Genomic DNA, 26970 nt, shown 5'->3' with positions numbered 1-26970 from the left:
TCTCTGTTAAGGACTATCTTGGAGGAAAAGGGGCAATTAATGAGGTATATAAGAAGGCCTTTATTTAGAATTATAAATCGCAAAGCCCCGTACTTTTAATTGCCATTTCGTAAATAGGCAGAAATAAAAAACGGTGTTGCCTTTTCACAGGCAACACCGCATCAGGGGATCGGAACTTAGACTTACTTAGAAATAAGTCATAGGCTCCTATGGTTAAAAAACTTGTTAGAAGCTAATTATGGCTTCCATCATAATTCCATTGAATTCACCACCTTCATACTTGGTGCCGACATAACCGTCGCCGCTGTATGACTGCGTTACATACTCAAGTTTGGCCATAACGTTTTTGGTTAGGAACCAGCCGCCACCAACATTGAACCGATCAATTTCGATGTCGCCACTGGTCATTTCACCATCAACTAAGTTGTAACGACCACCGATATAGAAGTCTTCATTGGCTCCAAAACGGTAGAGTGCTTCTGCACCGTACTGGTTGAATGTTCTGCTATCGTTGCCTTTAATATTTCCAGTAGTGTTTTCGTAAACACCATAGAATTCGAATCCTTGGAACTTAACAAAGGGGTTAAGCATAAAGGCAGTCATTTCTCCAGCTGCTGGTGGTTGTCCATAACCAGGTGTGAAGCTTGGAGCAAAACGTCCACTTCGGAATCCATCATCCATAACACTGTAATAACGTGATCCGGCACGGTCTCCAGAGTAAAGATATATCGAAGGAGATTGGGAAACATTAAGGACAGATGCACTTAATCGGTAACGCATGCCTTCGCTCATCTTCTTGTCATAGGCTACCTTACCGTAAACAGTGGCGTGTGTTTTAATATCGCTGGCTACAACGCTTTGGTTTAATTTGCCGTTACTTACACCAAACATGGCCATCAAGCCTTTATCTGCGTAATAAATTTCACCGGCAACCTCAGTAGTAAAGGAGTCCATAATGTAGTTGCCCACGAATGGGTTGTGGATAGCAAAAGCATTATCAGTACGGCGGAAGTGGTTGTCACCGTAGTTCAGCTCCATGTGACCGACTTTAATACGTAACTTGTCCATTAGACCTGAAAGTAGTCCTTCAGAAATAAAGTCAAGCCTGTCAACCTGCATGTATCCACTTTTTACATAAGCCTCGGTGTGGTGTTGCGAGGTTAGGTAAGTGCGCAAGTGCATGCGAAGACCTTGTCCAAGACTTGCATCAATGTCTAAGTTTGAAGTAGCTAAGTTAAAGTTACTTTCTAACTCAGGTAGTGATCCTGCATCGTTGTCTTGACTAAGCCCTTGGAATTGCAGAGCATTTGAAGCTCCAAGTCTAATATCTATGCCGTCAAATTCGACATCTGTTTCAAAGGGTGCCTCAAACTGATTCAAGCCCCGCTGGTCAGGATAAGTATAATATTGTATATCCCGATCAAATTGAGCAGAAGCAATTCCGACAGCCCCGAAGATAAAAAGTAATACCAAGCTTAAGTACTTGGATATGTGTTGTAACGTCTTCATAATAGAACCTCTGGTTAATTTATGGTTGTGAAGATTAAGTTGTTTTTGTGGTTCGTTAGATAGAGTTACAAGATCTGTTCCAAAAGAGTATTTTACCCCTAAATTATTTTTACCAATCCTTAAAACACCCGTTTAAATAGTTTGAAGGGCGAAATTTTGATATATTTTTTTGGATATATGAAAGGGGGTAAAGGAAGGATATCAATCTATTGCATTACTGCATTAGCTGTTAGCTCGTATGTTTGCAAATGTGCATAAGGTTAAGATGTATCTTTAAAAGGCATTAATACACCATTCAAAAATTAAAAACCTTAACATTAAACTATTTTTTTATAAGTTGTGTCCTTCAACCTTAATTAAAAGGAGGTTTGGTTATGTTTTCTAAAATAGGTCGTTATTTATATGCGTTACCATTTGGTGTATTTGGAATCTTACACTTCGTAAATGCAGGTCAAATGGCGGGCATGGTCCCTATTCCGGGTGGAGTATTCTGGGTTTATTTGACGGGATTGGCTATGCTGGCTGCCTGTGCAAGTATTGTGATTGAATGGAAGGCGCGGTTAGCTACTATTTTACTGGGGATAATGTTGCTTATATTTGTATTAAGTATACATCTGCCAGCTGTTGTTGGTGGTGAAATGCAATCCAGTATGCCTAACCTGCTTAAAGATTTAGCGTTGGCGGGTGGAGCATGGTTTATTGCCGGTCAAACGGACGAAGAGATAACAGACGAGATCTAATATCACGTAATAATTTCTTTATAAAAAGCCCCGCACTTAATAAGTGCGGGGCTTTTTTTTGTTAAACAAATAGTAATATTTTTATAATCGTTAACTGTCTCCGTGCTGTCTGCTTCTCCACTTTATTTTTATCCTATCCGATACTATAAATATCAAGAATCTAACCGAGATAGATATATGAAAGAATTTAATATATAGTTTAGTAATTAAGTTGAAGAAGAAAACTATTATATCAGGTAATACATTTTTTGATAGTTCATTACCCAAGCTTCTTGCTATAAAACCAATCCTTAATTTTGTAATTATCAGGTTTTAACATATTAAAAATTATTTTACACCATTTTAACGGTTACAAGAAACGAAAAGCAGGTAAAATAGTATTTTAAGGCTAACATCTCTTAAAGATAAATATTAATTGACAATCATTGTTTAAGAATCTTTTGAATCTATTTTTACTAAACCTAAATCGATCGTTTAAGTATTATTTTCTGATAAATTTAATCTTTTTATTGGGTATAAGCAGTCTTAATGCTCAGGCTCAAACTGAAGAAAGGCGAACTATATCGGCTCAAAAAATAAAGGGTAGCCAAATAAATATTGACGGGAAACTTACCGAAGATATTTGGAAAGAAGGGTCTTTTGCAACGGGCTTTGTTCAACGCGAGCCCAATGAAGGTGCCCCGGCTACAGAAAAAACAAAAGTTATTTTCGCCTACGATGATCAAGCTCTTTATGTAGGCGCCAGGATGTACAGTCCTGATCCCGAAAAAATACAGGCTCAACTTAACCGACGTGATAATACCGGAAATGCCGAGCGACTGGTAATTTCATTGGATTCCTATCTGGATCGGCGAACCGCAAGAAGTTTTGCTATTACTGCCTCAAGTGTTAGGGCTGATTATGTTCAGCCTGAAGATAATAACTGGAGTAGAGACTATTCGTTTGACCCTGTATGGTCGGCCAAAAGTCAAATTGATTCTCTCGGATGGACCGCAGAAATGCGTATTCCCTTTTCGCAGTTACGGTACAGTGAAAAGGAAGAACAAGTTTGGGGGCTCAATATCAATCGATATCTACCTCATAAAAATGAGGATGTCTACTGGGTGATGATTCCGCAGAATCAAACGGGGTGGGCCTCACGGTTTGGCTTATTAACAGGTATCAATAATATATCAAGAGTACGGCAGATAGAAATAGTTCCCTATTTTGCAGGTAATGCTTTCATGAAAGGTTCTCCGGATCCGGAAAATCCATTTACAGATGATGTTAATTTAAATGCACGAGTAGGGGGCGACGTTAAAGTTGGGATAGGGCCAAGCCTTAAATTGGATGCCACTATTAATCCGGACTTTGGTCAAGTGGAGGCTGATCCCGCGCAGGTAAATCTTTCGGCATTTGAAACGTTTTTTGAAGAGAAGCGCCCATTTTTTACAGAAAACCAGCAATTATTTCGTGTTTTAAGCGGCGGTGGACGGTCAGACAGATATTTTTATTCACGGAGAATAGGTGCATCTCCGTCACTCCGCCCGCAAGGCGAAGAGGTTGACTTCTCGGAACAGGCTGACAATACGTCAATTATTGGGGCATCCAAAATTTCAGGACGTTTTCCTTCGGGACTATCAGTAGGAGGCGTAGCTGCAGTGACAGCACGAGAAAAAGCACAGATATATGATGTTGATACCGATACATTTGATAAAATAGAAGTTGAACCTCTAACGGGATACGGCGTAGTAAGACTTCAGCAGGAATTTGGAGATAATGCATCAACAGCCGGTATAATATTGACAGGAGTTAATCGTGATCTTGAAAAAGGGACTGAATTAGCAAATAGGCTCAATCGGTCGGCCTTTACAGGGGGCAGCGATTGGAATATTCGATTTCAGGATGGAAAATACGTACTCTCTGGTGATGCAGGGTTTAGTTATATATCGGGTGAGCAGGATGCGATTTTAGATGCCCAGCTGTCGAGTGCACGCTATTATCAGCGACCTGATGCTTCCCATGTTAGTATTGATTCCACGAAGACCTCTCTGGCTGGATATCGCGGTAAACTGGAGTTTTCAAAAAATGCCGGTGACCATTGGCTATGGGAAGTAGAGGGTAACACAAAGTCTCCGGGGTTTGATTTGAATGATACCGGAATTTTATTTAGCTCCGATGAAATTAATAGCAGCGCAGAAGTCACCTACAGAGAAAATGATCCCAGCTCTTGGTATCAGTCGTATCGTTTCGAACTTAGCGGAAGTACTTCATGGAATTACGGAGGTACGCTCCGGGAAAATAGAATTGAGCTAAGCAGCCGTATTCAATGGAAGAATTTTTGGAACAACTTTTTAAATATTGAATACAGCCCCAGAACTTTAAATGATCGGCTGACAAGAGGGGGTCCATTAATGGGTTCCGGAAGAAATTATGGTATAACAACAGGACTCTTTACTAATAGAAGTGCGAATATTTTTGGGCGCATTTTTCTCGGTTATGACTGGGATGAGTTCGGGGGATGGGATTTTGGAGTCCGTCCTTCTATAGAAATTCGAACGGGTGGCAAATGGGAGCTTCAATTAAGCCCTCGGTTTTCTCGTGAGACGAATCCACGCCAGTATATTACCACTCAGTCTGGTGGTCGGCAAGAAACATTTGGCAAGCGATATATTTTTTCGAGCATTGATCGTACCACGCTCTCTCTTCAAACGAGATTGGACTATGCCTTTACTCCGGATCTAACCCTTGAAATGTATGCTGAGCCTTTTGTAGCCAGTGGGAACTATTATAATCCCGGAGAGCTGCCGGAACCCGGATCGTATGAACTGGAGTATTACAATGTGCAAGGGAGGGATTCTGGTGATTTTTTAGTAAGTGACAATGGATCCAAATTTACAGTGCCTGATCGCGATTTTCTTGTTAAATCTTTTCGAAGTAGTGTGGTATTGCGGTATCAGTGGCGGCCCGGCAGTACCTTTTTTCTGGTTTGGCAACAAAATCGTTTTTCCAGAAAAGAGCTTAATCGCTTTGTTGAGCCCGGCGATCTGGTTAATGCCTTGGGAGAAACCGGTGATAATTTATTTGCCGTAAAGTTTACCTATTGGTTCTCTGCAAACTAAGGCATGATATTATACCTGGTGCTAATTGCCCTGAAATGTTTCTGTGCATATTAGAATACTTCCGTATTTAGATATGTTTATTATTGTCTAAAAAAGAGATTAGCTCATTAAATGAAATGAGCCGGAATATTTAGCCGTCTTCTAAATTATACCAGCAGAAATTTTATGGATACTGTTACACAGATTACGCTTGGCGCTGCAGTGGGTGAAGCACTGCTGGGAAAAAAGATTGGCAATAAAGCGGCATTGTGGGGCGCAGCCTTTGGAGTACTGCCCGACCTGGATGTGCTGGCCTCTCCGTTTATATCAGAAGTGCAGTCATTGGCCATTCATCGTGGCATTACGCATTCGCTGTTTTTCTGTGTGGTAGCCGCTCCTTTATTTGGATGGCTTTTGCAGCGATATCAAAAAAATGATACCACATGGAAAGACTGGTCGTGGCTCGTATTCTGGGTGTTTCTCACGCATATTTTTATTGACGTATGTACGAGCTACGGAACCCAGGTTCTTCAGCCGTTTAGTAACTACTCCCTCAGCTTTAATTCCATTTTTATTATTGATCCATTTTATTCCCTGCCATTGTTATTGGGATTGATAACGGCCCTTTTTCTGAACAGGCAATCACAAAATCGCAGGTGGGCAAACTGGTTGGGTATAGGATTGAGTTCCCTGTATCTGCTGCTGGGTTTTGGGGTTAAATATCACATTAATAACGTGTTTGAGTATAACTTTAATCGGCAGCAGATTAACGTTGAGCAATATATGACCACCCCTTCTCCCCTAAATATTTTTCTGTGGACGGGCTATGCTGAGGCCAATGACACGCTCTATGCCGGGTTGTATTCTGTTTTTGATGATGACCAGGAAATCGATTTCAAATCGGTCCCCCAAAACAAGAAGCTATTACAGCCATATCGAGATCAACTGCCCGTTGAGCGGCTCATTTGGTTTTCGCGCGGATACTATGTCGCCGAGAAGAAGTCTGAAGGACTCATCGTTCATGACCTTCGATTTGGGCGGTCAGATTTATGGCTTACTGATGAATCGGCACCCTATGTTTGGAATTACAAACTGCAGTTTAATGATGACTCAACCGAAGTAACGGGCTTCAAGCAGTTTGAACCCAGCTTTGATATGCGGGCTAATATGTGGGATCATTTAATGGATAGAATTGTGGGAAATAAATAGCGGTCAGTTTGTTTCAGTACTGTCGTTCGGTACAAAATCGAGCACAAGAGAGTTCATGCAGTAGCGCTTTCCGGTGGGGGGTGGTCCGTCGTTAAAAATATGACCGAGATGTGAGTTGCAGCGTCCACAAAGTACTTCAGTTCGCTCCATGCCAAGGGAGTTATCCGGCTTAAACTTAACGCTGTTTAATCCTACCGGTTCAAAGAAGCTGGGCCAGCCACAATGGCTCATATATTTTGCTTCTGATTCGAATAGCTTATTACCACATACCGCGCAATAATAAGTGCCTTTGCGTTCATAATCCCAGTACTTGCCGGAATATTCTCGTTCGGTTCCTTTTTCGCGGGCAATGTGATAGACTTTAGGTTTGAGAACCTTTTTCCAAACCGAATCAGGGAGGTTTAGTTTTGCTGTATCAGTACGTGAATAATAGGGATTGTGGGGTTTAATCTCCGAAGTGCTTTTAGTTACCTCGGGATTAGTGGTGCTATTATTTTCTTGCTGCGCCTGACAGCTTGTGATGGGAAATAGTATAATGATTAACAGAACAGAGAGAATACGCATGGGTCAATGGGCTTGTTTATTGTTACACGGAAAGAACATCAGGAGCAGATAGATCATTCGAAATAAAAAACTGGCGCAAACTTGAGAGCCTGCGCCAGTTATAGTATTAAATTGGTTTTCAACAGATTGGTTTATGATTCATCACTTGAATCATTTGAATCATCACTAATTTGCGGAGGCACATCCACGCCCGACATATTTTTGAACACCTCGAGCATTTCCATGGGCAGCGGCATGAAGGCAAAGGTAGCATTTTCTTCGCTGATGTCGCTCATCGTTTGCAGGAACCGAAGCTGTAGCGCCATTGGTGCTTCTCTCATCATGGTTGCAGCTTCCACAAGTCGTTCCGCAGCCTGGAATTCACCCTCGGCGTTAATTACCTTAGCTCGACGATCGCGCTCGGTTTCAGCCTGACGGGCCATTGCTCGCTTCATGTTTTCGGGTAATACTACGTCCCGAACTTCTACAGAGACGACCTTAATGCCCCATGGGTCAGTTTGCCGGTCAATAATTTCTTGGATGTTTTTATTTACTTTGTCCCGCTCGGCCAGCAGTTCATCGAGCTCTACCTGTCCTACAATACTGCGTAACGTTGTTTGTGCCAGCATCGATGTGGCATGGATATATTTCTCTACCTGGATGGTTGCGGCTTCGGCGTCGATAACACGAAAAAAAGTAATCGCATCAACGTGTACGGTAACGTTGTCTTTGGTGATAACTTCCTGCCGATCCACATTGATTGTCAATACCCGGAGGTCAACACGCTCAATTTTATCGATAAAGGGAATCAGCATGATAAGACCGGGGCCCTTGGTCTTATGAAATTTCCCGAGCCGAAAGACAACGGCACGTTCATACTCTCGAAGAATTTTAAAAATCTGGGGTAGCAGTATTGCTGCTAAAACAGCAATAGTAATGACCCACGTAATTATATCAAAAAATTGGTTCGAACTTTCCATAAGCTTCTATTTAAGGGTTAGTAATGGCGGTTAAAATTTGTTATCCATTATTTTTATTTGGTGACTTTGACAGTGGCTTTACTTTCATTTTAAGTCCTTGGATCTCGGTGATTTCGCATAATTTTCCTTCTTCAATAGTACTCCCTTCGCTAACCGCATCCCAATATTCACCGTTTACAAAAACTTTTCCGTGACTGTTGTTAATCTTGTCAACGACCTCGGCCTGCTTGCCAATCATGGAATTTTTCCCCGTTTTGTCATCCGTGAATTGGGCTCGAATTCCCTCTGTCACAATCCAGACAAAAAAGAGCGCCGTTAATATGGTGGCGGGGACAAGCCAAGCCCATGAAAGCTCCATCGATTCGGGTAGGTCCTGGAAAAGCATGAGAGCGCCCAGAAAGAAAGATACAGATCCTCCGGCAATGAGTAGCCCGAAGGCGGGTGTAAAAGCTTCTGCGACGAATAATATGATGGCCAGTCCAATAAGGGCAAAGCCGGCAATATTAATGGGCATTGCTGCCGAGGCATAGAGCACCAGTACCAGCGCGATAACACCGGCTACACCGGGCACAATGGCACCGGGATTCGTTACCTCACCTATAATGCCGTAGATGGCAATCATCGTAAGAATAAGCATCACTTCGGGGCGCATGATAAAGCTGAGGAATTGTTCAGCAAAATTCGTTGGTACTTCTCTAATGGTAGCGTTATTGGTAGCCAGCGTATCACCGTTGAACGTACGGCCATCAATATTTTGCAGGAGTTCGTCGGTATTGGAGGCGATTAGATCAATCACATTTAACTCGAGCGCTTTTTCAGCTGTAATGGATTCTCCATCCCGAACTGCTGACCTGGCCCATTCCGCATTGCGGTCGCGCCGGTTGGCAATGCTCTCAATAAAGCTCTCGGAATAATTAAAAATCTTTTTTTGCATGACTGTATCAGACTGTCCTCCCCCCATCTGAACCGGTGATGCGGCTCCTATGGTAGTCGTGGGAGCCATTGCTGCAATATGGGCGGCCATCGTGATAAACGTTCCGGCACTGGCAGCGCGCGCACCTTCGGGAGCTACATAAACGATGATGGGTAGGTCATCGGATTCCAGAAAAGACTGAACAATATTTTTTGTGGATTCCAACAGCCCGCCGGGGGTATCCAGCTTTATAATAAGAGCTTCAGCACCCTGTTCGTTGGCTGTTTTTATTCCCCGGTTGATGTAATTCGTAGTGGTAGGAGAAATTGATCCCTCGACAGAAATCATGGTTACTATCGGTTGGGAGGCCGACTGTTGAACAGAGTCAGTTACAGTACTGTCAGGCTGGGCTGAAGCACCACTCGCGAAGAAAGCAAGAAATGTGATAATGATTAGCTGTTTCATACCGTAAAGTTATTAAAAAGGATATTGGAAACAACATCTGTAAATAATTTATAACCATGTTGAAAAATAAGTAACCAATATTCAAATAAATTCGTGCCCATATTTTGAGTTTATTGATGAAATGAGTGGATTGATACTCGCTTTGAAAGTAGCTGGTCTAACTATTTGATTAAGACACTTGCTGTTCCCTTTAGTAACAGTTAGATTTACAGAAAGCATCCTAACTAACTATTTAGTTCTATGAGCGAAGAGACTAAAGATACCCGTCAGGAAATTATTGAGGCGGCTCGGAATGAGTTTTTAACACATGGGTTTGAAGGTACAAAACTCCATAATATTGCGAATCATATTGGAGTAACTAAGGCAATGATACATTATTATTTCAATACTAAAAAAGAACTTTTCGAGCATGTTTATAAACAATCGGTGCAGGTAATCTTCGAAGATTTGAATGATGTTATTTCGAAGGATGTACCCCTGTTTAAAAAAATAGAGTTGCTGATCGAAAACAGTTTGGAGAAAGCAGATCAGAGTCCTCGGGTTTTGGCGTTTGTAGTTACAGAAATAAGCAGAAAACCGGACTGGCTGCAGCCTATTTTTGAGGATCAGGTAGTATTACAAGTCACAGCTTTTGAGGAGGAGCTAACTGATGCTGCGGAAAATTATGAAATAGCTTCTGTAAGTGCCCGGGATTTGCTCATGAATATTTTTTCACTCTGTTATTATCCTGTGGTTGCGGGTCCGATACACCAGTCATTGTTTGGTACCGATGGTGCCGTATCAGAGAAAGGATTTTCACAAAAAAGGAAGGGAATAATTTTGGATACGATCTTAAATTGGTTGACGGCATAAATCTATTCTATTTAATAAAAATTAATGCCGTCTAACCAATATTTAAATAGCGTGTTATGTATTGCTAATTCTTAAGAGATCCTGTTGTTAAAATCACTATATGTAGAACCTATTTCCGACTGCGATTATATCAGTAATTAACTGTAGGGAATATAGTAGTATTTGGGAGCAGGAAAATTATATCACTTCCAGTTTTCTAATCTTCTCTCGGAGTACCGATAAAATGAGATCAATATCTTCTAAATGTGTACGAAAATTTAGAACTGCCAGTCGTAGATATACGGTTCCGTTGAGATGAGTTGAGGATAAGAAGACGCGTCCGTCGTTGTGAATTTCATTGACCAGCTTCTTATTAAATGCGTTGGCATCGCCGTTCTCGGGAACGTACCGGAAAAAGGCGACCGAAAGCTCGGGCTCCGGGCCAACTTCGATGCTATCGATTTGCTGAATCTTATCATAGAAATACCGCGTTAGCAAAAGCTTTTCATCCAGGGCGGCGCGAAATGGTTGTACGCCAAAAAGCTGGAGCGGAAGCCACATTCGCAGACCGCGAAAATGTTTGGAAAGTTCGGGGGATAGATCCGCGGGCGATGCTTCTTCGGTGGCTTTGTAAGTATCTTGCAAGTAGTTGGCCGACATGTGCTGGGATTCATATAACCTTTCCCCGTCTTTAACCAAGAGTGCTCCCGATCCATAGGGTAAAAATAACCCCTTGTGGGGATCAATAGTAGCCGAGTCAGACTTTTCAATGCCTTTCATCATCTCTTTACCATGTTCTGTAAGCAGGAAAAACCCGCCGTAAGCTGCATCCACGTGGAACCAGAGATCGTGTTGCTCGGCAATGTCACCAATTTCGTCGAGTGGATCGACGGCACCGAGATCGGTAGTTCCTGCTGAAGCAAAGATTGTCAGAGGGATCCGCCCGTCTTTTTTATCTGATTTTATTTGTTCTTCCAAAGCATCTGCCTTCATGCGGTAGTGGTCATCCATAGGGATAGTACGAAGAGTAGCTTCGCCCAGTCCGGCAAATTTGATGGCTTTGATTACGCAATGGTGAACTTGCTGTGTGGTGTAAATTACAGCACGGCTAAAATCCTCAGCTTTGATACCGGAATCGTCACGGGTCACAACCAATCCGATTAGATTCGCAATTGAGCCGCCGGAGGTTAGGTTACCGGATGCTCCATCGGGATAGCCGATGAGATCATTCATCCAGCGGATGCACATATTTTCGATGCGTACGGCACCGGGAGACGAAAAGAAGACGCCGGTGTAGCGATTAGTGACGGCCGCCAGGTAATCGGCGATGGCCGAGGGATAGAGTCCACCGCCGGGAATGTAGCCGGCATGCTTGCCCGAAGCGGGATTGAGTCCGGGCAAATCTACTTCGGATTTTAAAGCCTGTAAGAGTTGATCAAAGTCTTTGGGTTTTTCATCAAAGGGTAACTCGTACACGCCCTTGCCCATGGTTTCCGAATTTACATAAGCGGGCTTTTCAGAGAGCGAGTTTAAGAACTCTTCGCCGTACCCCGTAGCTTTGTTGATTAATGATTTTCGATCTTGAACAGTAGTTTCGAGCTGGCGGGCCTGTCGTTCGAGTTCTTTGATTTGTTGTTCCATGTATGGGGTAGCCGTTCACAAATTTCAATTAGTAATTGGAGTCACAAAATAATAAAAGCAGTAGCCAACTGAAGGAAAAGCCTCCTACATTGTAAAGGGTTGGGGTATTGTTGGAGGCAGAATTATTTGTATGTGGATCGGGATGATATTTTGACTATCAAGTGAATAGTTTTTGCTGGTAATATTGTTAGATGAAACTAAAACAAAACGGTAATTTTTACGTTTAACAGATAGAAAAAATAACTCCAAATTTTTAACGATTGCTATGAACAGAAATAGTTTACGAACGGTTTTTCTGATGACCTTGGCCGCGGTACTGTTTATGCTGGTGGGACAAGTTCTTGGCGGGTCTACCGGATTAATTATTGCCTTTGTATTTGCCATGGGGATGAACTTTTTCAGCTATTGGAAATCCGATAAGATGGTGCTTCGGATGTACGATGCTCAACCGGTGGATCGAAAATCACATCCTGCATTGTATAACATGATTGAAGAGCTTGCTCGTAAGGCTGATCTCCCGATGCCGGCGGTATATATTATTCCACAAAATCAGCCCAATGCGTTTGCAACGGGACGTAACCCCGAAAACGCAGCGGTGGCGGTAACTGAAGGTATCATGCAGACACTTAATGATGATGAGCTTCGCGCGGTGATAGCCCATGAGTTGGCCCATATTCAAAACCGGGATATTCTTACGCAAACCATTGTTACCACCGTAGTGAGTGCCCTAACGATGCTTGCACAGTTTGCCTATTTTATTCCCATGGGCGGTGGTGACCGTGATTCTAATCCCATAGTGATGCTTATCGTTTTAATTACAGCTCCCATTGCTGCAACGATGCTACAGGCTGCCATTAGCAGAACGCGAGAATATGAGGCCGACCGTGTGGGTGCAGAAATCTGTGGTCAGCCGAATCAGCTTGCCTCCGCATTGCAGCGTATCGAAAAAGCGGCCCAGCAAATACCGATGAATGTGTCAGATACAGCCATGCGATCAACATCGCACATGTTTCCGGTGAATCCATTTAGCGGAGGGAGTTTTATGAGCCTGTTTTCAACGCATCCCGAAACAGAAGATCGCATTGAGCGACTGATGCACATGCAGCGCACCGGTAAATATTTGTTTGATTGATTGTCTTGCGTTACGAAAAGTGAGAGTTAAAAATGGCCGACACTTTAGAAGTGCCGGCCATTTTTACGTAGCTAACTATATTACTACCTATTCCTCTTCGTTGTATTGTTCATCATAAGCGTTTTTGATGCGCTGATTCATGTGGCGCTTATAGTTTTCGTATTCGTATTTGCGGACCGTAAAGGCGGAGTGATAGTTACCGTCATTACAATCCACTTTTAATTTTTTGGGATGATCCGTTTCGCTTATTTCAACAGCGATATTCCCAAGTTTATAAGATTCAATAATTGAGCTCATGAGTTCTTTTTGTCTTGTTTATGCAAAGATAATTACTACGGAGCTCAATTTGAATCTTTATTCATTATTGGAATTACATATCTCCCATTCCTCCTTCAGGGCCATCGCCGGGACCTTGACCTCTTCGTTGTTGTCTGTCACGTTCTCCGAAGAAATACTGGAAACTAATGGTAGCTGAACGCGAGGACCAGCTGAATTCACGCTGAGTGTAAAAGTCAGTGACATCCCTACCGTCATCGGTTGCGGTATAGTTGAAGTTCTGGGAATCCAGCAAGTCACGAATATTGAGTGTAACTTTAGCTTTCCCATCCATAATATCTTTTGAAAGCCCCGTATCCATCATGGTCATACCTTCTCGTCGCCCTTGTGTAGTTTCATTGGGTCCGCGATAGCGCATTGAGGCTTGATAGTTCAAGCCATCGACAATTTCCCAGCGAAGACGCATGCGCGCCCGGAAGTTTTCGGATTCACTACTGAAAACCTGACCTTGATAGGTGCCTTCTGAGTTAGACCGAAATAGATTAGCATTAGCCGTAAGATTTAACCGATCGGCTATTTCCTGGTCTGCAGAAAACTCAACGCCCCAGGCCTTTTCGGTAGCAAGGTTGATGGGGAATATTCGTGTAACGCCTTGCTGAGCTTCGGTTATTCGTTCAATAACATCAGTGCGATAACGGTGGTAGAAACTTGTGAGCAAAGATCCGGATTTCCAGTAGTGCAGGTATCCGAGTTCATATGAGTTGCTGAATTCCGGGGTCAGGTTAGGGTTACCTGTAAACTGGCTGCGCTGATCATCAAAATCATCAAATGGGATAAGCATACGTGACCAGGGTCGGCTTAGACGTCGGCTGTAACTTGCTTGCACTGATTGTTGCTCGTTGAAAGAGTAGCTTAAAAATACGCTGGGAAATAGGTTAACGTAATTTTGGTCGGCCTCTGTCCCTGTACTTTTGACTTCGGTACTAATTCGGGTGTTTTCAAGTCGTAATCCTACCTGTCCGGAGAGTGAATTCCATTCATAGCCCAGGATGGCAAAAGCAGCGTTTACATTTTCTTGGTATTTGAAATTGTCAGTATAGTTTGATTCTTCTACCCAGTTGCCGTTAACTAGTGTTTCGGCGCGGTAGCTATTATCCATCCATTCAAAATCGCTGCGAATTCCAGTTTCAAATGTGCCACTTCCCCATATTGGGCGTTCATATTCGGCATTAAAGCGGAAGTCCATTTCTTCTTCCTCGTCTATAGCACGCTGAAAAAGTGGATCGACATTCCCTTGGCGTACTGTTTCCTCAATCTCATTTGTAGATTCTTCCTGGCTGATATCAAAGCTGGCATCAGCCACCAGTTTATGGTCGTCACCATCTATCTTGTTTTCGTAATCTAAATTTACATCAAGATTTTGTTCATCGCCTTCTTGCCTGTTTTGACGAAAGGTCTCCTCTAATACATCACCGGTAAAAGCTCCCGGACTGTATTCCAGATCAGTATAAGTGATGTCTTCATTATTCTCCTCGCGTTCTGCGCTAATATAGGCACTGGCAGTTAACACTTGTGTTTCTGTGAGATAAAAGTCAGCCCCAAATTGCAGATCACCGTCAAGTTCTGATTCCTGGGAATCGGTTTGTTCTCGATACATATAGGTAGTATCCGGGCCAGAAAAACGCTGGAAAGAACTCCCTCCTTCGGGTTCGCTGCTATAATCCAGTCCGCCGTTGAAAAAGAGATTTATATCTCCAACGCGATAATTGATGTTGGCTGATCCTTCATACTCTTCCGGTAGGCCCGTCCCCACCTGAAAGTTTCCGTTTAGTCCACGACGTTGATCTTTTTTTAGGATGATGTTAATAATTCCGCCCGAACCTTCTGCTGCGTATCGAGATGAGGGATTTGTAATAATTTCAACCTCTTTAATCATGGTTGCGGGAATACTGTTGAGGGCATCTACGTCGCCGCTGACCATACTTGATGGTTTGCCGTTGATGAGTACGCGTACTGATTGGTTTCCCCGCAGACTGATATTACCATCAATATCGGTAGAAACCGAAGGCACATTATTCAATACATCAACTGCTGAGCCGCCGAGGCTGGTAATATCCTGTCCAACCTGGAAGGTTCGTTTATCAAAGTTCATCTGCATTTCTGATCGTTCGGCGCGCACAAAAAGCTCTCCAAGGTCTTCAGAGGTTGGCGTCATGGCAATGGTACCGAGATCATTCGTTTCGCCTTCCGAAATTTGAACCTCTTGAGTATAGGATCGAAAAGAAAGAAAGGTGATTTTCAACATGTATTGGCCGGGCGAAATATTGATGGCAAAGGTCCCATCGCCGTCAGTAGAGGCGCCGGTTATGATATTGGATTGAGTTGAATCGTACATGGCCACAGAAGCACTGGACAATGGCTCGTCTTCTTGGTCTACAACAGTGCCCGTTACAGTACCATTAGTTTGAGCTAATGAGGTGCTTGAAAAGAGTAATAGCAGGGACAGTGATGAGATTAGTTTTTTAATCATTGCTTTGAGGTAAAAAATTTTGTGTTGATAAATTGTCTTAGTTGAAAAGGTAACAGGTGATACTGTTCAAACACTGAATAAATTCTGAATCAAATTTGAAGATTCCCCAGTGTTAGAAATCAATTTGAATGGTATGCCAGCCTTCCTCGTAGGTGTACGAAATGGTATAATCGTACTGGTCGACAATTCGTTTGATAATAGCTAAACCAAGTCCAATAGAAGTTGCCTCGACATTGTCTTTTTTAAAACGTCGGAACAATTCTTCGGGTGTAGATGAAAGCGGATCGCCTGTATTGGAGATGAGAAGGCGTTGGTGGTTTAGCGAAATATTAATGTTTCCCTCTTCTACATTGTGTTTTATAGCGTTCTGAAAAAGATTCGTCCACAATATATCTGCAAGCACGGGATGCATCTGTACAGAAACATCATCTTTGATGTCGGTTTTAACAGTAAGGCCATTGAGCGTAATAAATTCATCAAAAGCCTGGGTGCTTTCATTAATTAGCGCTGAGAGGTTGACCTCTTCGGTTTCAGTAAATTCGTGGTTTTCAATTTTAGTAAGCAAGGCCAGGGATTCGCTGAGTCGCGATAATTTTTTTACCGATCGCTGACTGTCTTCGACAAATTGATACTGTTCGGGCGAAAGGTCGGTTTCGGTAAGCAGTTCTAATTTTCCCTTGATGATGGAAAGGGGCGTTTGAAGTTCATGCGAAGCATTCTCGGCAAACTCTTTGAGATTCTTATAGTCAGATACTGCCTTGCTGGTCATTTCTTCGACAAACTTATTTAAATCGTCAAATTCAGCTACGGATGTCTCTTCAGCGGTTATGGGCTCTTTATCCTGGAGGGTAAAGTCTTTGATACGCTTCAAAGTTTTACGGAATGGTTTGAAAAGACGATTTGAAACGATGAATCCGACGCCTACGGCACCAACGACTTGCAGCCCTAAAATCCAGAGCAGTATTTGTATTACCGCCTCGGTAATATCATCAGATTCAACAAGAGCGCCGTGGGTTGCAATACGATAGCTGGTTCCATCAACATTGCGGTGGGCAACCATTTTTAGATTAGTTTCGCGCTGCTGCAGACGATGATGCCAGACCAAGGTGTCACGAACTTCAACGCTTGGTTCTACTCTGTTGGGCAGCGCCGTAATTTCTAAATTAGTATGATTACTGCCTCGGACTTTGCCCTCGAATCTTTTACCTTTTTCCAGCAGATGCGTTACTCTATTTACGCGATCCAAAAATCGCCACTTAAGTTCCTTGTCGAGTTCGCCCTTAATAACATGATAAGACACAACACCACCTATCCCCAGCACGAAAACAGTTACAATAATATAAATGAGAACAAATTTAGTTATTAGCTTCATGGTAATCAGTGGACTTTAAATTTATACCCTATACCGTAGACACTTTCGATATAGTCATTAGCCCCGGCGGTTTCTAACTTCTTGCGCAGATTTTTGATATGTTGATAAACAAAATCAAGGTTTTCGAGATGGTCGACGTAATCGCCCCACAGATGTTCGGCAATGGTCTGCTTTGAGAGCACATGATTTTTATTGGATGAAAAATAGAGCAGCAGTTCATATTCTTTAGGCGTAAGGTTTACGGGGTTTCCATCCACCGTTACCTCCATAGTTTTGGTATCGATAGCAATTTCGTTCACATTGATAATTTCCTTTCCATCACGGTGTTGCCTGCGATTTACAGCTTTAATGCGGGCGTGTAGCTCGGGTAATTGAAAAGGCTTGGTGATATAATCATCAGCGCCCAGTTCCAGCCCTTCTACTTTGTCGTCCAAGGCATTTTTAGCCGATATGATGATGGTCCCGGTTTCCGGATTTAGGGATTTTAATTCCTGCAAAACCTGCAGGCCCGATCCGCCGGGTATCATAATATCGATGAGTACCACATCGTAGGTATATGACATTACCTTGTCGAAAGCGGCAGAATACGATTTTGCAGATTCACAGATATATCCTTCACGCTTTAGATACGTTTGGATATTCTGCAGCAAATCTTCGTTATCTTCGATAATAAGTAGTTTCATATCAGTTTAAACATAACAAATGAATTTGAAGCAAAACTGAAGGTTGGAATCGTATTACTTTAATATAGTTCAGATTAGTACTTTGAAATGCAATAGTTATATTATGATTATAACAAAAGCTGATTTCTATATTACTTATTTATGCAGCGTATTATTGTAATTTTTGTTTTGGGAATTGTTTTGGGAGCATGTGCTTCGGAGCAGGAATCCCCTTCTACTAAAGAACAATCATCAGGTTCAGTAATAGAACAAAAAAGTTCGAGTGATGTTGTATTACAGCAAGAACCCACTGATTTCAAACGAAAAAAAAGCAGTGTGGGCCAGCTGGTTTATGTACCTGTTTACTCACATATCTACCAACAGAACCGGCAGAAAACCTTTAACTTGACAACGACCTTAAGTATCCGAAATGCAGATCCTTATCGTCCCTTTACCATTACTGAAGTTGCGTATTATGATTCAAAAGGGAATTTAGTTCAACAGTACGTGGATTCAACGGAGAAAATTCGACCTTTGGCCTCAACCTCGTATGTGATTGAGGAAACTGATTTGCGGGGCGGTGTCGGAGCTAACTTTCTTGTACGATGGTCTTCGCAAAGTCCTATCTATCCGCCTGCTGTTGAAGCGGTCAATATTAGCACATCACAGCAACAAGGGATATCATTTTTAAGTGTTGGGCGGGTACTTCAGGAGCGCTCCGTAGGTACATCCAACAATTGAATTCATAATAGATTCTTTTTCTAAAGTTATTCCCTCCTTTATTTTCAGATCCTAAAATTAGACCATAAGTATGTTGACTCAGGAATTTTTATTTCCTGAATACTTGGACTCAATTTTAATGACCCCATACTGCCCTTGCATGCCGTATTGTGCAGAAGCACCGGGTGGAAGTACTTTGACCGAGTTTATCTCACCTCGAGCGAACATGCTCGAAACACGAGAATAGTTTCGACCTGCCTTTTGACCGTCTACAACAAATAACGGCTGTGAAAATGAATTACTAATTGATTTATGTCCTCGTATTATGACTTGTATATCGTCACCAGTGCCATTGAGCTGTACCCCGTTGGCTCGGCGCAAAAAATCTTCGAGGGTCCAATAGCTGGTATAATCTTGGGATTGTATTTGTTGGGATTGTTGACTGGTGGTAGCACATCCTAAGGAGCCAAGCAAGAGCATACAAAGGGCTATCGATATACCTAAGTTTAATCGTTTCATAACGGTGGGATTTGATTAACAGTATTAGGTACTTAGCAGTATAGTTATTTGCCGTTAATTAAGTAAATGAAAAATAATTACTTATCGATATTTACTGGTTCTTGGTATAGATGCGGATAACGCCAAAATGTCCCTCCATGCCATATCGCACTGCTCGGCCGGGAGGAAGCACTTCGATATAATTTATTTCTCCGGGATATAGCATCTCGTTAACACGTGTAAAGCTTCGCCCGGCTTTTTGTCCATCTATGATAAACAATGGCTGGCTTCCGGGATCATTCGTACTACTTTCGCCACGAATAATAACGCGTTCGCTTCCTTTGCTGCCGGTAATAGTTGCTTTGGAAGTTCTGCGAAGATGATCTTTGAGGGTCCAGTTATTTTCCGGAGTGGTTTTTTGGGTGTTTTCCTTATTTGCAGTGCTGGAGGTGGAACAACCCAGAACTGTAGCAAGTAACCCCGCAGCAAGCAGTACGAGAAGCAGTTTTGAAGATTTCATAGTCTTTATGGTCTTTTGGGATTATATAAATCAACCTATAAAACTACCGTATTGATTAAAAAAATATGTGACAGAACGATAATGGCCGGTGACAAGACGCATTAATTCTTTAAGATCGTCTCATCCAGCATATCGGTATCTTTAAAAACAAATTTATTGGTGAAAAGAATTCCTAAATAGACCGAAAGGATGGTGCCCGAAAAGATGGCAACCATAATCATAATTTGATATTTGATGGCAATAAGTGGTGAGCTGCCGCTCAAAATTTGTCCGGTCATCATACCCGGCAGAGAAACGAGCCCGATAGTAGCCATGGAAGCCAATGTAGGATTAGCTGATTTTTGCAGGGCTTTGCTAAAAAATGAATGTACCGCCTCGGAACGTCTTGCTCCACATGAAAGGTAAAACTGGTAGCGTTCCTGATGTTCATTTAAGCTGTAGTAAAAGGCATTAATCCCGATAACATTACTCCTCAGGCAGTTACCTAAAACCATTCCGGTTATGGGAATAGTATATTGTGCAGCCAGAAGCTTAGGTAGCTGTATTACAACTTCCAGAAAAAAGAGATCGATAACGATGATGCCAAAAAAGGTAGCCCCGAAGACGGGTATAATCACCGACCATTTTCGCTTTAGATCACTTCGATCAATAGTGGCAAAATCGGCAACGGCCACCATTACAAAAATCCACGCGGCATTAATCCAGGGATTGTCATATTCAAACAGATACTGAAGGTAGTAGCCTACAAAGAGCAATTGTAGCACCATCCGCACCGAGGCTGTCAACAGCTTTTTGTTGAGCCCGGTTCGGTACTTCCATAAAATATAGGCCGGTACCAGCATAATGATAAAGCCAATACCAAGCTGCACCCATGTGATGTCAATAATTTCCATTACGTGAGTTCTATTATGTTATCAGCCTTGGTAACCCAGAACGGATCATGTGAAGTGGAAATAACAGTACTACTGTCGTTAAGAAGCAGCTCTGCTGCTTTTTGTTTGGAGGCCTCATCAAGTGCCGAGGTTGGTTCATCTAATAAAAGCAGTGGTTTATCAAGAAGATGGCAGAGGGCTAACCCCACGCGTTGGCGCTGACCCGTAGAAAGGTCCCGAAACTGTTTATCGAGAATATCGGGGGTGAGTCCTAAAGCTTTCAAGGTTTTTATCTGATTTTGTTGAGTATTTCTTGTTTGTGTGGATTGGTTAGCCGCAAATTCAAATGGTTTTGCCATGACTTCAGCAACAGTCCCGGAACCCAAATTTAAATCCTGAGGCAGCCAAGCTGTTTGTTTCCGAATTTTTCGGGCATCGTAGTTTTTCCGATTAACTGAAATGGTCCCATCTTGTGGTCTATGAAATCCCAAAAGAAGTTTAAGGAGTGTGCTCTTACCCGATCCGGACTCTCCTTTAAGCAGGGTATGCTGACCGGGCTTTGCCTCAAATGAGAAGTCCGTTACAATCTGCTCATTTTCGAAGCTAAAAGTGACGTTATCAAATGATATCTTGGGAGAGGGTGCCAATATTAAGTAGATTTTCTGTTAAAAAGGTAACGGTTCTCCGGTTGTTTGGGCTCGCTGGTGATGTAGCTTTTGCAGCCGACCGGTAACAGGTCCTTTGGTACCATCACCGATTATGCGCTGATCTATTTCTACTGCGGGAACCAATTCGCCCATGGTGCCCGTCGTGAAGCACTCGTCGGCAGAATACATCTCGGCCATGCTAATCCGTTTTTCTGCTACCGGAATATCATTTTCTTTACAAAGATCAATAACGATACTCCGTGTAATCCCCGGCAGGCAGCTATCTGCAAAGGGCGTAAGTACCTTCCCGTTGTTGACAAAAAAGATGTTTGTCGCATTTACTTCGGATACGTAGCCTTCGATATCCATCATTACAGCCCCATCGGCATTAGCGACATTCGCTTCAATTTTAGCCAGAATATTGTTGATTAGGTTGTTGTGATGAATTTTGGAGTCGATGCACTGTGGTGAGTTGCGTCGTATTGAGGAGGTAACCAGTTGTAGTCCTTCTTTATCCTCATGGATAGGCGGTTTCCATTCGGCCAGCACAATGAGCGTGGGCCCGTATTGGTTGACTTGCGGATCCATATAGGAAGTGACTTTCTTGCCGCGCGATAGTGTGAGCCGAACATGTGTTTCATCGCGCATGCCATTGGTTTCGAGGGTAGCAAAAAGAGCTTTTTTTATTTTCTTGTTTGAAGGAATATTATCGAATGCCATAGCGTGGGCGGAGTTTTGTAATCGTTCGAGGTGTTCGTCAAGCGCAAATATTTTTCCATCGTAGACGCGCAGCCCTTCCCATACGCCGTCGCCGCCTTGTACCAGGCTGTCGAATACTGAAATGTTGGCTTCCTCGCGATGATAGAGTTCACCGTCAATCCAAACTTTAATATCTTTATTTCGGGGATCGGGAATGGTTGGATGTGTAGCCATATCTTAATACTGAGTTATTTATAATTTGATTTTACTTTTTAATTGCATGTGCAAACAACCTATCGTAAATCGACTTACAGTGCTCGTAAAGGGGGTCCAGATGATTGGGTAGATTCTCAGTTTTGGGAGTGTAGGGTTTAAATCTTGTAGACTGGTGGACATTATCATACCAGTATTCAGCCCATATACCGTCCTCGGGGATGGGGCCCGGTTGCCATGAGAGCATGGACTCCTCAAACGGAATACCCAGTCGTTCACAGAGTGCTGATAAAACAAATTCAGGATCTTCTAATAGTTCTTTTGAATCGAGAACAGTAAGGGGGAGATCATTGTTTTCGGCAGTTTCGAATAGACCCAGCAGATGTTGGTATCCGGTATCACGCAGTGAGGGATCAGGTAGTGATTTATCAAGGGAAAGCAGCATGTCTGCGGGATCGCGAATCAAAAAAACAGGAGTAAATTCTTCGAAGAGTTGCTCCAGGATTTCGTCCATTTCAATCATATGATGAGCCATATTTTTGACAAACAAGACATCAGAGTTTGTGCCGGTTGCCGTCAGATTTTGCATCACAATGGAGGGATCTTTAGGCTGACTTTCGAGCACTTTAGCACGTCCGGGATGTTCGGCACCGCTTTGCAGCAGGTAATGGGCATAGAAGGGCTCATCCACTACTTGGGTATCGCTGCGTTGTGCAAAAGAGTACATGATGGCCGTGGAAATATTACGAGGGCCGGACCACATATTTATCTTGATATTTTCCATATCAAATGAATTTGGAGCATGTCGTTTAGGTGGTATATGGTATTGATATTTTAAGGATCATCAAAAGCAATAAATGAATAGTTTAAAGAACTTAATCGTCCCCCGCTTTTCTACAATAGTTTTCATATTTTTAACATTATTGGCTAATGAATGTGAATAGACCTCCGGGCTTAATGGGATACAGAGAGAATGACAGTGGTGAGGTCAACTATCGACTTGAAAAACTACTGGGAAAAAGTTCAATCGTATATTATCATCGAGGGAGCGGTGATAAGTATTCCTATGTGGATATAAGTTGCAATGTTAGCCGTCTTTTGGAATATACTCCTTCAGAAATAATAGGTGGGGGTTTTAACTGGATAGGGCGAATACATCCGGAGGACCGCCAATCAGTAAAATCATTTTTTGAAAATCTTGATCCGGGTAATTCCCAGGCAATTGAATACCGCTTTAAGCATAAATCCGGACATTATATCTGGTTACGTGATGAGGTGGAATTGGTTGCTGATGAGGAAAAAGAGAAATTCGTTGGTGTGCTTGTTAAGGTAGATAGAGAGAAAGAAATACAGCACCTAAACCTGGAAAAGCGGGAAAAGTTACAGCAGCTGGCACTGGATAATTTAAATGACATGGTGATTATCACCAAGGCGCCAAAAGACAATCCGCTAAATTCACGTGTCGTGTTTGTTAATAAATCGTTTGAACAGTTTACCGGTTATCAGTCCGAGGAGATTATTAATAAAACGCCCACCTTTCTGCACGGACCCGAAACTTCTGAAGAAGCATTAGCCCGGATCAATCAAAAGATTAGAAAGGGAGAATCGTTACGGGAGGAGTTTATTAATTACAAGAAGGATGGCACTCCTTATTGGGTAGAGCTGGATATGGCGCCCTTTCCTACCGATGACGGGAGATATGAGTATTGGGTGGGAATAAATCGTGATATTACTCAGCGTAAAAGAGCTGAGAAGAAGCTTGCGGAAAGCGAAAAACGACATCGCACTTTTACCGAACTGGCTTTTGATGCTATCTTCGAAATTCATGTTGATGGTACTATTCTGAGATGTAACAAACGAGCATGTGAACTGTTTGGGTACTCCCGGGAAGAGCTGATTGGAATGCATGTGCTGGATCTGACGCCCGAGAAATTTCACAGTAAGCATCCCGAAACATTTGCCGAAATAGCAACGACAGGTGATGACGCCTGGAAGCGAATATATCAAAAGAAAGACGGCACAAAGATTCCCACAGAAATTCATACGGCTTTTTATGAAATGGGGGGCCAAAAACGTCTGATCGCCTATGTGCGTGACAATACTGATCATGAAATACATGAGAAAACTATACGAAAATCTCTGAAAGAAAAAGAAACGCTGCTGGCGGAAATTCACCACCGAGTGAAAAATAATTTGGCAATTATTTCCGGTTTGCTGCAGATGCAGGTATTTAACACCGAGGATGAAAAACTGTTGGCAAAACTAAAGGAAAGCCAGTCGCGCATACAGTCGATTGCAATGGTGCATGAAAAGCTGTACAGCTCTGAAACATTTTCGGAAATTGCCATTGACAAATACATAAACGATTTGCTCAATATGATTGAAGAATCGATGATCGATTTTGAAAAAGAAATTCATGTAAATACAGAAATGGAATCGATTCTGTTAACGGTAGGTCAGGCAATTCCCTGTGGCTTGTTGCTGAACGAAATGATCACAAATTGTTACAAGCATGCGTTCGAAAATAGGGATAAAGGAAAAATTGATATATCAATTAGAGAAAATAAGGGACAAATAACATTGAGCGTGACGGACAACGGTATTGGATTACCGGAAGATTTTAATATAGAGGAGCAACCTTCGCTGGGAATGACAATTATTAATACATTGACCACTCAGTTAAATGGGCGAATGGAAGTAGACTCTGGTGATTATGGTACTTCTTTTTCGTTATCTTTTGATATCGAAGGTGATACTGAAGAATAAAATATCACAAAACTATATGTTGAAGAAACAATGAGTTACAGTTTCTATGTTGTAAGAAAGTGCGTCAACGGATTTATGATATCCTCAAAATAAACAATTAAATCGGAGAATAAGTATGATACTATCATCACTACAAAAACCTATGTTATTTGTATTAATGATCTGCTTTATAGCTGTGCAGCCATTGGCAGCACAATCAGATCAGGGATTAACTCCAAAAGATGTTGCCAATATGCAGCAGGTTAATGAGATTGCAATTGCTCCATCAGGAGAAAAAGCAATTTATACTTTGCAGAAGCAAGCCAATCCTGAAAAGGAAAATAAGCCTGCAAGCTATCATCTATATCTTGCAGACTTGGCCAGCGGCAATTCTATTCCTTATGTGACGACAATGAGCGTTAGTGATATCGCATTTCGTCCAAACCATAATTCCATTACGTTTTTGGGAAAACGTTCATCAGATGAAACGACAGGCGTGTATGAAATTTCGATGAATGGCGGAGAAGCCCAGAAAATTTATTCCTTTAAGACTGCTATTGGAGAATATGAATGGGCTTCTGATGGTGATCACATCGCTTTTATGGCCCAGGACACGATCACTTTTGAACGATCGTCGCTACCCTATCATCCCGAAGTATATGAGGAAAATCTTAAGCAGCGTCGAGGTTATGTGGCAAATGTAAATATGCCCGGTCACGGTCCTCATCAGGTTCAGGTAGAAGGATCTGTTTATCAAATGCGATGGAGCCCCAATGGAAAAAAGCTGGCTATAGCAGTGTCTCCTACTCCCCTGGTTGATGATTACTACATGAAGCAGCAAGTAAAGGTTGTTGACCACGAGGGAAAAAAGGTACTTGCTGAAGTTGATCACGAAGGAAAGCTCGGTCAAATTGGCTGGAGTCCCAGTGGAAATAAACTGGCAATGCTTGCCGGTGCCGATATCCATGATACGATAGCTGGACGATTATTTATTGTCTCGGCCGATGGTGGTGAGCCTACGCAGTTGAAGCCGCAGTACAAGGGAATGTTTGAACAGTTTAAATGGACCGGTAATAATAAGCTGCACTATCTGAGCAGTGAGGGCGTATGGTCAACATACGGCAGTATAAATGCTGACGGATCAAATATGAATACGATTGTAGGTAAAGGTGATACAAATCTTTCCTCTTTTGACCGTGCTTCGAATGGGGGTACCATTTTTGCCGCCAGCTCAGCATCTCATCCCCAAGAGTTGTATCAATTATCTGGTAATAGTGTCAAACGCGTAACGAATACGAATTCTTGGCTAAAAAATAAAACGCTCGGTAAGCAAGAAGTGGTCTCATGGACGGCCGATGATGGTACCGAACTACAGGGCATCTTGGTGTATCCTGTTGATTATGAAAAGGGTAAGCAGTACCCCATGATTACAACGGTACATGGTGGACCCGAGGCCCATTATAATCATGGCTGGGTAACAAACTATTCTGATGCCGGTCAAGTTGGTGCTGCGCAGGGTTATTTTGTTTTTTATCCCAATTATCGGGGAAGTACCGGCCGTGGAGAAACATTTGCTAAGAGCAGTCAGGGCGATTTAGCCGGAGCGGAGTTTGATGATATTGTTGCCGGTGTTGATGAGTTAGTAGAAGAAGGATTGGTAGATGACAACAAAGTAGGCGTTACCGGCGGTTCTTATGGTGGGTATGCTACCGGATGGATGGCCACGAAATATACCGATCGCTTTGCGGCAGGAGTCATGTTTGTGGGTATCAGTGATAATATTTCAAAATGGGGAACCAGTGACATTCCCGAAGAGCTCTATTTGGTACATACCCGTCAGCGTATTTGGGATGATTACCAGAAATATCTGGAGCGGAGTCCCATTTATTACGCCGGGCAGGCAGATACGCCCTTGCTGATTATGGCAGGAAAAGAAGATACGCGTGTTGATCCGGGTCAGTCGTATGAGCTGTATCGTCATATTAAAACACGTACTGACACTCCGGTTCGCCTGGTACTGTATCCCGGAGAAGGACATGGAAACCGCAATGCAACGGCACGCTATGACTATAACTTGCGCATGATGCGTTGGTTTAATCAATACCTTAAAGGACAGCAGCAAGAGCGCCCTGACGTGGAAATTGAAGTCGAAAAAACGGCCGTTGAAAACTAA

Annotated in this window: 23 protein-coding genes; 8 read left to right on the top strand and 15 right to left on the bottom strand. The window is 42.6% G+C overall.

The window, feature by feature from the left end; all coding sequences use genetic code 11:
• Window positions 1-225: 225 nt before the first annotated feature.
• On the bottom strand, window positions 226-1509 hold the full coding sequence (locus ACQ4LT_RS00255) for a hypothetical protein (protein WP_445663989.1): 1284 nt from the start codon (window positions 1507-1509) through the stop codon (window positions 226-228).
• 374 nt (window positions 1510-1883) lie between these two features.
• Here ACQ4LT_RS00255 and ACQ4LT_RS00250 point away from each other — a divergent pair, with 374 nt between their 5' ends.
• From ACQ4LT_RS00250 to ACQ4LT_RS00240, 3 genes are all read left to right on the top strand, one after another.
• Window positions 1884-2249, top strand: coding sequence for a DoxX family protein (locus ACQ4LT_RS00250; RefSeq protein ID WP_445663988.1), 366 nt, complete (start codon window positions 1884-1886; stop codon window positions 2247-2249).
• Between the two features lie 509 nt (window positions 2250-2758).
• On the top strand, window positions 2759-5350 hold the full coding sequence (locus ACQ4LT_RS00245) for a DUF5916 domain-containing protein (protein WP_445663987.1): 2592 nt from the start codon (window positions 2759-2761) through the stop codon (window positions 5348-5350).
• 165 nt (window positions 5351-5515) lie between these two features.
• A complete protein-coding gene (locus ACQ4LT_RS00240; RefSeq protein WP_445663986.1) occupies window positions 5516-6538 on the top strand; it encodes a metal-dependent hydrolase in 1023 nt (340 codons plus the stop codon).
• Window positions 6539-6541: 3 nt separating this feature from the next.
• On the opposite strand, the gene msrB is transcribed toward ACQ4LT_RS00240, so the two are convergent.
• The 3 genes from msrB to ACQ4LT_RS00225 all read right to left on the bottom strand — a co-directional run bounded on the left by msrB (window position 6542) and on the right by ACQ4LT_RS00225 (window position 9439).
• On the bottom strand, window positions 6542-7102 hold the full coding sequence (msrB, locus tag ACQ4LT_RS00235) for a peptide-methionine (R)-S-oxide reductase MsrB (protein WP_445663985.1): 561 nt from the start codon (window positions 7100-7102) through the stop codon (window positions 6542-6544).
• A gap of 131 nt (window positions 7103-7233) precedes the next feature.
• Window positions 7234-8061 (bottom strand): SPFH domain-containing protein, encoded by an 828-nt coding sequence (locus ACQ4LT_RS00230; protein WP_445663984.1) that lies wholly within the window; start codon window positions 8059-8061, stop codon window positions 7234-7236.
• Window positions 8062-8101: 40 nt separating this feature from the next.
• Window positions 8102-9439, bottom strand: a complete 1338-nt coding sequence (locus ACQ4LT_RS00225) for an NfeD family protein (RefSeq protein ID WP_445663983.1) — start codon at window positions 9437-9439, stop codon at window positions 8102-8104.
• Between the two features lie 240 nt (window positions 9440-9679).
• Here ACQ4LT_RS00225 and ACQ4LT_RS00220 point away from each other — a divergent pair, with 240 nt between their 5' ends.
• A complete protein-coding gene (locus tag ACQ4LT_RS00220) occupies window positions 9680-10291 on the top strand; it encodes a TetR family transcriptional regulator (protein WP_445663982.1) in 612 nt (203 codons plus the stop codon).
• A 177-nt stretch (window positions 10292-10468) separates the two neighbouring features.
• On the opposite strand, the gene ACQ4LT_RS00215 is transcribed toward ACQ4LT_RS00220, so the two are convergent.
• Window positions 10469-11911, bottom strand: a complete 1443-nt coding sequence (locus ACQ4LT_RS00215) for a pyridoxal phosphate-dependent decarboxylase family protein (protein ID WP_445663981.1) — start codon at window positions 11909-11911, stop codon at window positions 10469-10471.
• Window positions 11912-12176: 265 nt separating this feature from the next.
• Here ACQ4LT_RS00215 and htpX point away from each other — a divergent pair, with 265 nt between their 5' ends.
• Complete coding sequence (gene htpX / locus ACQ4LT_RS00210; RefSeq protein WP_445663980.1) at window positions 12177-13043, top strand: zinc metalloprotease HtpX; 867 nt, start codon at window positions 12177-12179, stop codon at window positions 13041-13043.
• 87 nt (window positions 13044-13130) lie between these two features.
• Here the strand turns inward: htpX and ACQ4LT_RS00205 are convergent, their stop codons facing one another.
• The 4 genes from ACQ4LT_RS00205 to ACQ4LT_RS00190 form a co-directional block, all read right to left on the bottom strand.
• A complete protein-coding gene (locus ACQ4LT_RS00205) occupies window positions 13131-13340 on the bottom strand; it encodes a hypothetical protein (RefSeq protein WP_445663979.1) in 210 nt (69 codons plus the stop codon).
• Between the two features lie 73 nt (window positions 13341-13413).
• Window positions 13414-15849 (bottom strand): TonB-dependent receptor domain-containing protein, encoded by a 2436-nt coding sequence (locus tag ACQ4LT_RS00200; RefSeq protein ID WP_445663978.1) that lies wholly within the window; start codon window positions 15847-15849, stop codon window positions 13414-13416.
• A gap of 112 nt (window positions 15850-15961) precedes the next feature.
• Window positions 15962-17221 (bottom strand): sensor histidine kinase, encoded by a 1260-nt coding sequence (locus tag ACQ4LT_RS00195; protein WP_445663977.1) that lies wholly within the window; start codon window positions 17219-17221, stop codon window positions 15962-15964.
• A gap of 5 nt (window positions 17222-17226) precedes the next feature.
• Complete coding sequence (locus ACQ4LT_RS00190) at window positions 17227-17904, bottom strand: response regulator transcription factor (RefSeq protein WP_445663976.1); 678 nt, start codon at window positions 17902-17904, stop codon at window positions 17227-17229.
• A 141-nt stretch (window positions 17905-18045) separates the two neighbouring features.
• Between ACQ4LT_RS00190 and ACQ4LT_RS00185 the strand changes: the two genes are divergently transcribed.
• On the top strand, window positions 18046-18624 hold the full coding sequence (locus ACQ4LT_RS00185) for a DUF3124 domain-containing protein (RefSeq protein ID WP_445663975.1): 579 nt from the start codon (window positions 18046-18048) through the stop codon (window positions 18622-18624).
• 78 nt (window positions 18625-18702) lie between these two features.
• Here the strand turns inward: ACQ4LT_RS00185 and ACQ4LT_RS00180 are convergent, their stop codons facing one another.
• The 6 genes from ACQ4LT_RS00180 to ACQ4LT_RS00155 form a co-directional block, all read right to left on the bottom strand.
• Window positions 18703-19122, bottom strand: a complete 420-nt coding sequence (locus ACQ4LT_RS00180) for a TonB-dependent receptor plug domain-containing protein (protein WP_445663974.1) — start codon at window positions 19120-19122, stop codon at window positions 18703-18705.
• 91 nt (window positions 19123-19213) lie between these two features.
• Window positions 19214-19621: a TonB-dependent receptor plug domain-containing protein gene (locus tag ACQ4LT_RS00175; protein WP_445663973.1), complete on the bottom strand. Its 408-nt coding sequence runs from the start codon at window positions 19619-19621 to the stop codon at window positions 19214-19216.
• 101 nt (window positions 19622-19722) lie between these two features.
• Entirely contained in the window at window positions 19723-20514 is a 792-nt protein-coding gene (locus ACQ4LT_RS00170) for an ABC transporter permease (protein WP_445663972.1), read from the bottom strand.
• Window positions 20514-21140: an ABC transporter ATP-binding protein gene (locus ACQ4LT_RS00165; RefSeq protein ID WP_445663971.1), complete on the bottom strand. Its 627-nt coding sequence runs from the start codon at window positions 21138-21140 to the stop codon at window positions 20514-20516. Before ACQ4LT_RS00165 ends, ACQ4LT_RS00170 begins: the two co-directional genes overlap by 1 nt.
• Before the next feature lie 18 nt (window positions 21141-21158).
• Window positions 21159-22073: an aminotransferase class IV gene (locus ACQ4LT_RS00160; protein ID WP_445663970.1), complete on the bottom strand. Its 915-nt coding sequence runs from the start codon at window positions 22071-22073 to the stop codon at window positions 21159-21161.
• 31 nt (window positions 22074-22104) lie between these two features.
• Window positions 22105-22836: a sulfotransferase-like domain-containing protein gene (locus tag ACQ4LT_RS00155; protein WP_445663969.1), complete on the bottom strand. Its 732-nt coding sequence runs from the start codon at window positions 22834-22836 to the stop codon at window positions 22105-22107.
• Between the two features lie 146 nt (window positions 22837-22982).
• Here ACQ4LT_RS00155 and ACQ4LT_RS00150 point away from each other — a divergent pair, with 146 nt between their 5' ends.
• Window positions 22983-24818, top strand: coding sequence for a PAS domain S-box protein (locus ACQ4LT_RS00150; RefSeq protein ID WP_445663968.1), 1836 nt, complete (start codon window positions 22983-22985; stop codon window positions 24816-24818).
• A 142-nt stretch (window positions 24819-24960) separates the two neighbouring features.
• On the top strand, window positions 24961-26970 hold the full coding sequence (locus ACQ4LT_RS00145) for a prolyl oligopeptidase family serine peptidase (protein WP_445663967.1): 2010 nt from the start codon (window positions 24961-24963) through the stop codon (window positions 26968-26970).

This window comes from Fodinibius sp. AD559, assembly GCF_052712805.1.
Note: the sequence above shows the minus strand (reverse complement) of the source record. Positions and strands in the feature narration are given on the sequence as shown.

What these genes read in the sequence shown, in the direction of transcription:
- ACQ4LT_RS00155 (WP_445663969.1), bottom strand. Translation starts at nt 22,836, where the DNA reads ATGGAAAATATCAAGATAAATATGTGGTCCGGCCCTCGTAATATTTCC.
- ACQ4LT_RS00190 (WP_445663976.1), bottom strand. Translation starts at nt 17,904, where the DNA reads ATGAAACTACTTATTATCGAAGATAACGAAGATTTGCTGCAGAATATC.
- ACQ4LT_RS00215 (WP_445663981.1), bottom strand. Translation starts at nt 11,911, where the DNA reads ATGGAACAACAAATCAAAGAACTCGAACGACAGGCCCGCCAGCTCGAA.
- msrB (WP_445663985.1), bottom strand. Translation starts at nt 7,102, where the DNA reads ATGCGTATTCTCTCTGTTCTGTTAATCATTATACTATTTCCCATCACA.
- ACQ4LT_RS00185 (WP_445663975.1), top strand. Translation starts at nt 18,046, where the DNA reads ATGCAGCGTATTATTGTAATTTTTGTTTTGGGAATTGTTTTGGGAGCA.
- ACQ4LT_RS00180 (WP_445663974.1), bottom strand. Translation starts at nt 19,122, where the DNA reads ATGAAACGATTAAACTTAGGTATATCGATAGCCCTTTGTATGCTCTTG.
- ACQ4LT_RS00170 (WP_445663972.1), bottom strand. Translation starts at nt 20,514, where the DNA reads ATGGAAATTATTGACATCACATGGGTGCAGCTTGGTATTGGCTTTATC.
- ACQ4LT_RS00195 (WP_445663977.1), bottom strand. Translation starts at nt 17,221, where the DNA reads ATGAAGCTAATAACTAAATTTGTTCTCATTTATATTATTGTAACTGTT.
- ACQ4LT_RS00175 (WP_445663973.1), bottom strand. Translation starts at nt 19,621, where the DNA reads ATGAAATCTTCAAAACTGCTTCTCGTACTGCTTGCTGCGGGGTTACTT.
- htpX (WP_445663980.1), top strand. Translation starts at nt 12,177, where the DNA reads ATGAACAGAAATAGTTTACGAACGGTTTTTCTGATGACCTTGGCCGCG.
- ACQ4LT_RS00220 (WP_445663982.1), top strand. Translation starts at nt 9,680, where the DNA reads ATGAGCGAAGAGACTAAAGATACCCGTCAGGAAATTATTGAGGCGGCT.
- ACQ4LT_RS00250 (WP_445663988.1), top strand. Translation starts at nt 1,884, where the DNA reads ATGTTTTCTAAAATAGGTCGTTATTTATATGCGTTACCATTTGGTGTA.
- ACQ4LT_RS00255 (WP_445663989.1), bottom strand. Translation starts at nt 1,509, where the DNA reads ATGAAGACGTTACAACACATATCCAAGTACTTAAGCTTGGTATTACTT.
- ACQ4LT_RS00205 (WP_445663979.1), bottom strand. Translation starts at nt 13,340, where the DNA reads ATGAGCTCAATTATTGAATCTTATAAACTTGGGAATATCGCTGTTGAA.
- ACQ4LT_RS00230 (WP_445663984.1), bottom strand. Translation starts at nt 8,061, where the DNA reads ATGGAAAGTTCGAACCAATTTTTTGATATAATTACGTGGGTCATTACT.
- ACQ4LT_RS00150 (WP_445663968.1), top strand. Translation starts at nt 22,983, where the DNA reads ATGAATGTGAATAGACCTCCGGGCTTAATGGGATACAGAGAGAATGAC.
- ACQ4LT_RS00225 (WP_445663983.1), bottom strand. Translation starts at nt 9,439, where the DNA reads ATGAAACAGCTAATCATTATCACATTTCTTGCTTTCTTCGCGAGTGGT.
- ACQ4LT_RS00200 (WP_445663978.1), bottom strand. Translation starts at nt 15,849, where the DNA reads ATGATTAAAAAACTAATCTCATCACTGTCCCTGCTATTACTCTTTTCA.
- ACQ4LT_RS00240 (WP_445663986.1), top strand. Translation starts at nt 5,516, where the DNA reads ATGGATACTGTTACACAGATTACGCTTGGCGCTGCAGTGGGTGAAGCA.
- ACQ4LT_RS00145 (WP_445663967.1), top strand. Translation starts at nt 24,961, where the DNA reads ATGTTATTTGTATTAATGATCTGCTTTATAGCTGTGCAGCCATTGGCA.
- ACQ4LT_RS00160 (WP_445663970.1), bottom strand. Translation starts at nt 22,073, where the DNA reads ATGGCTACACATCCAACCATTCCCGATCCCCGAAATAAAGATATTAAA.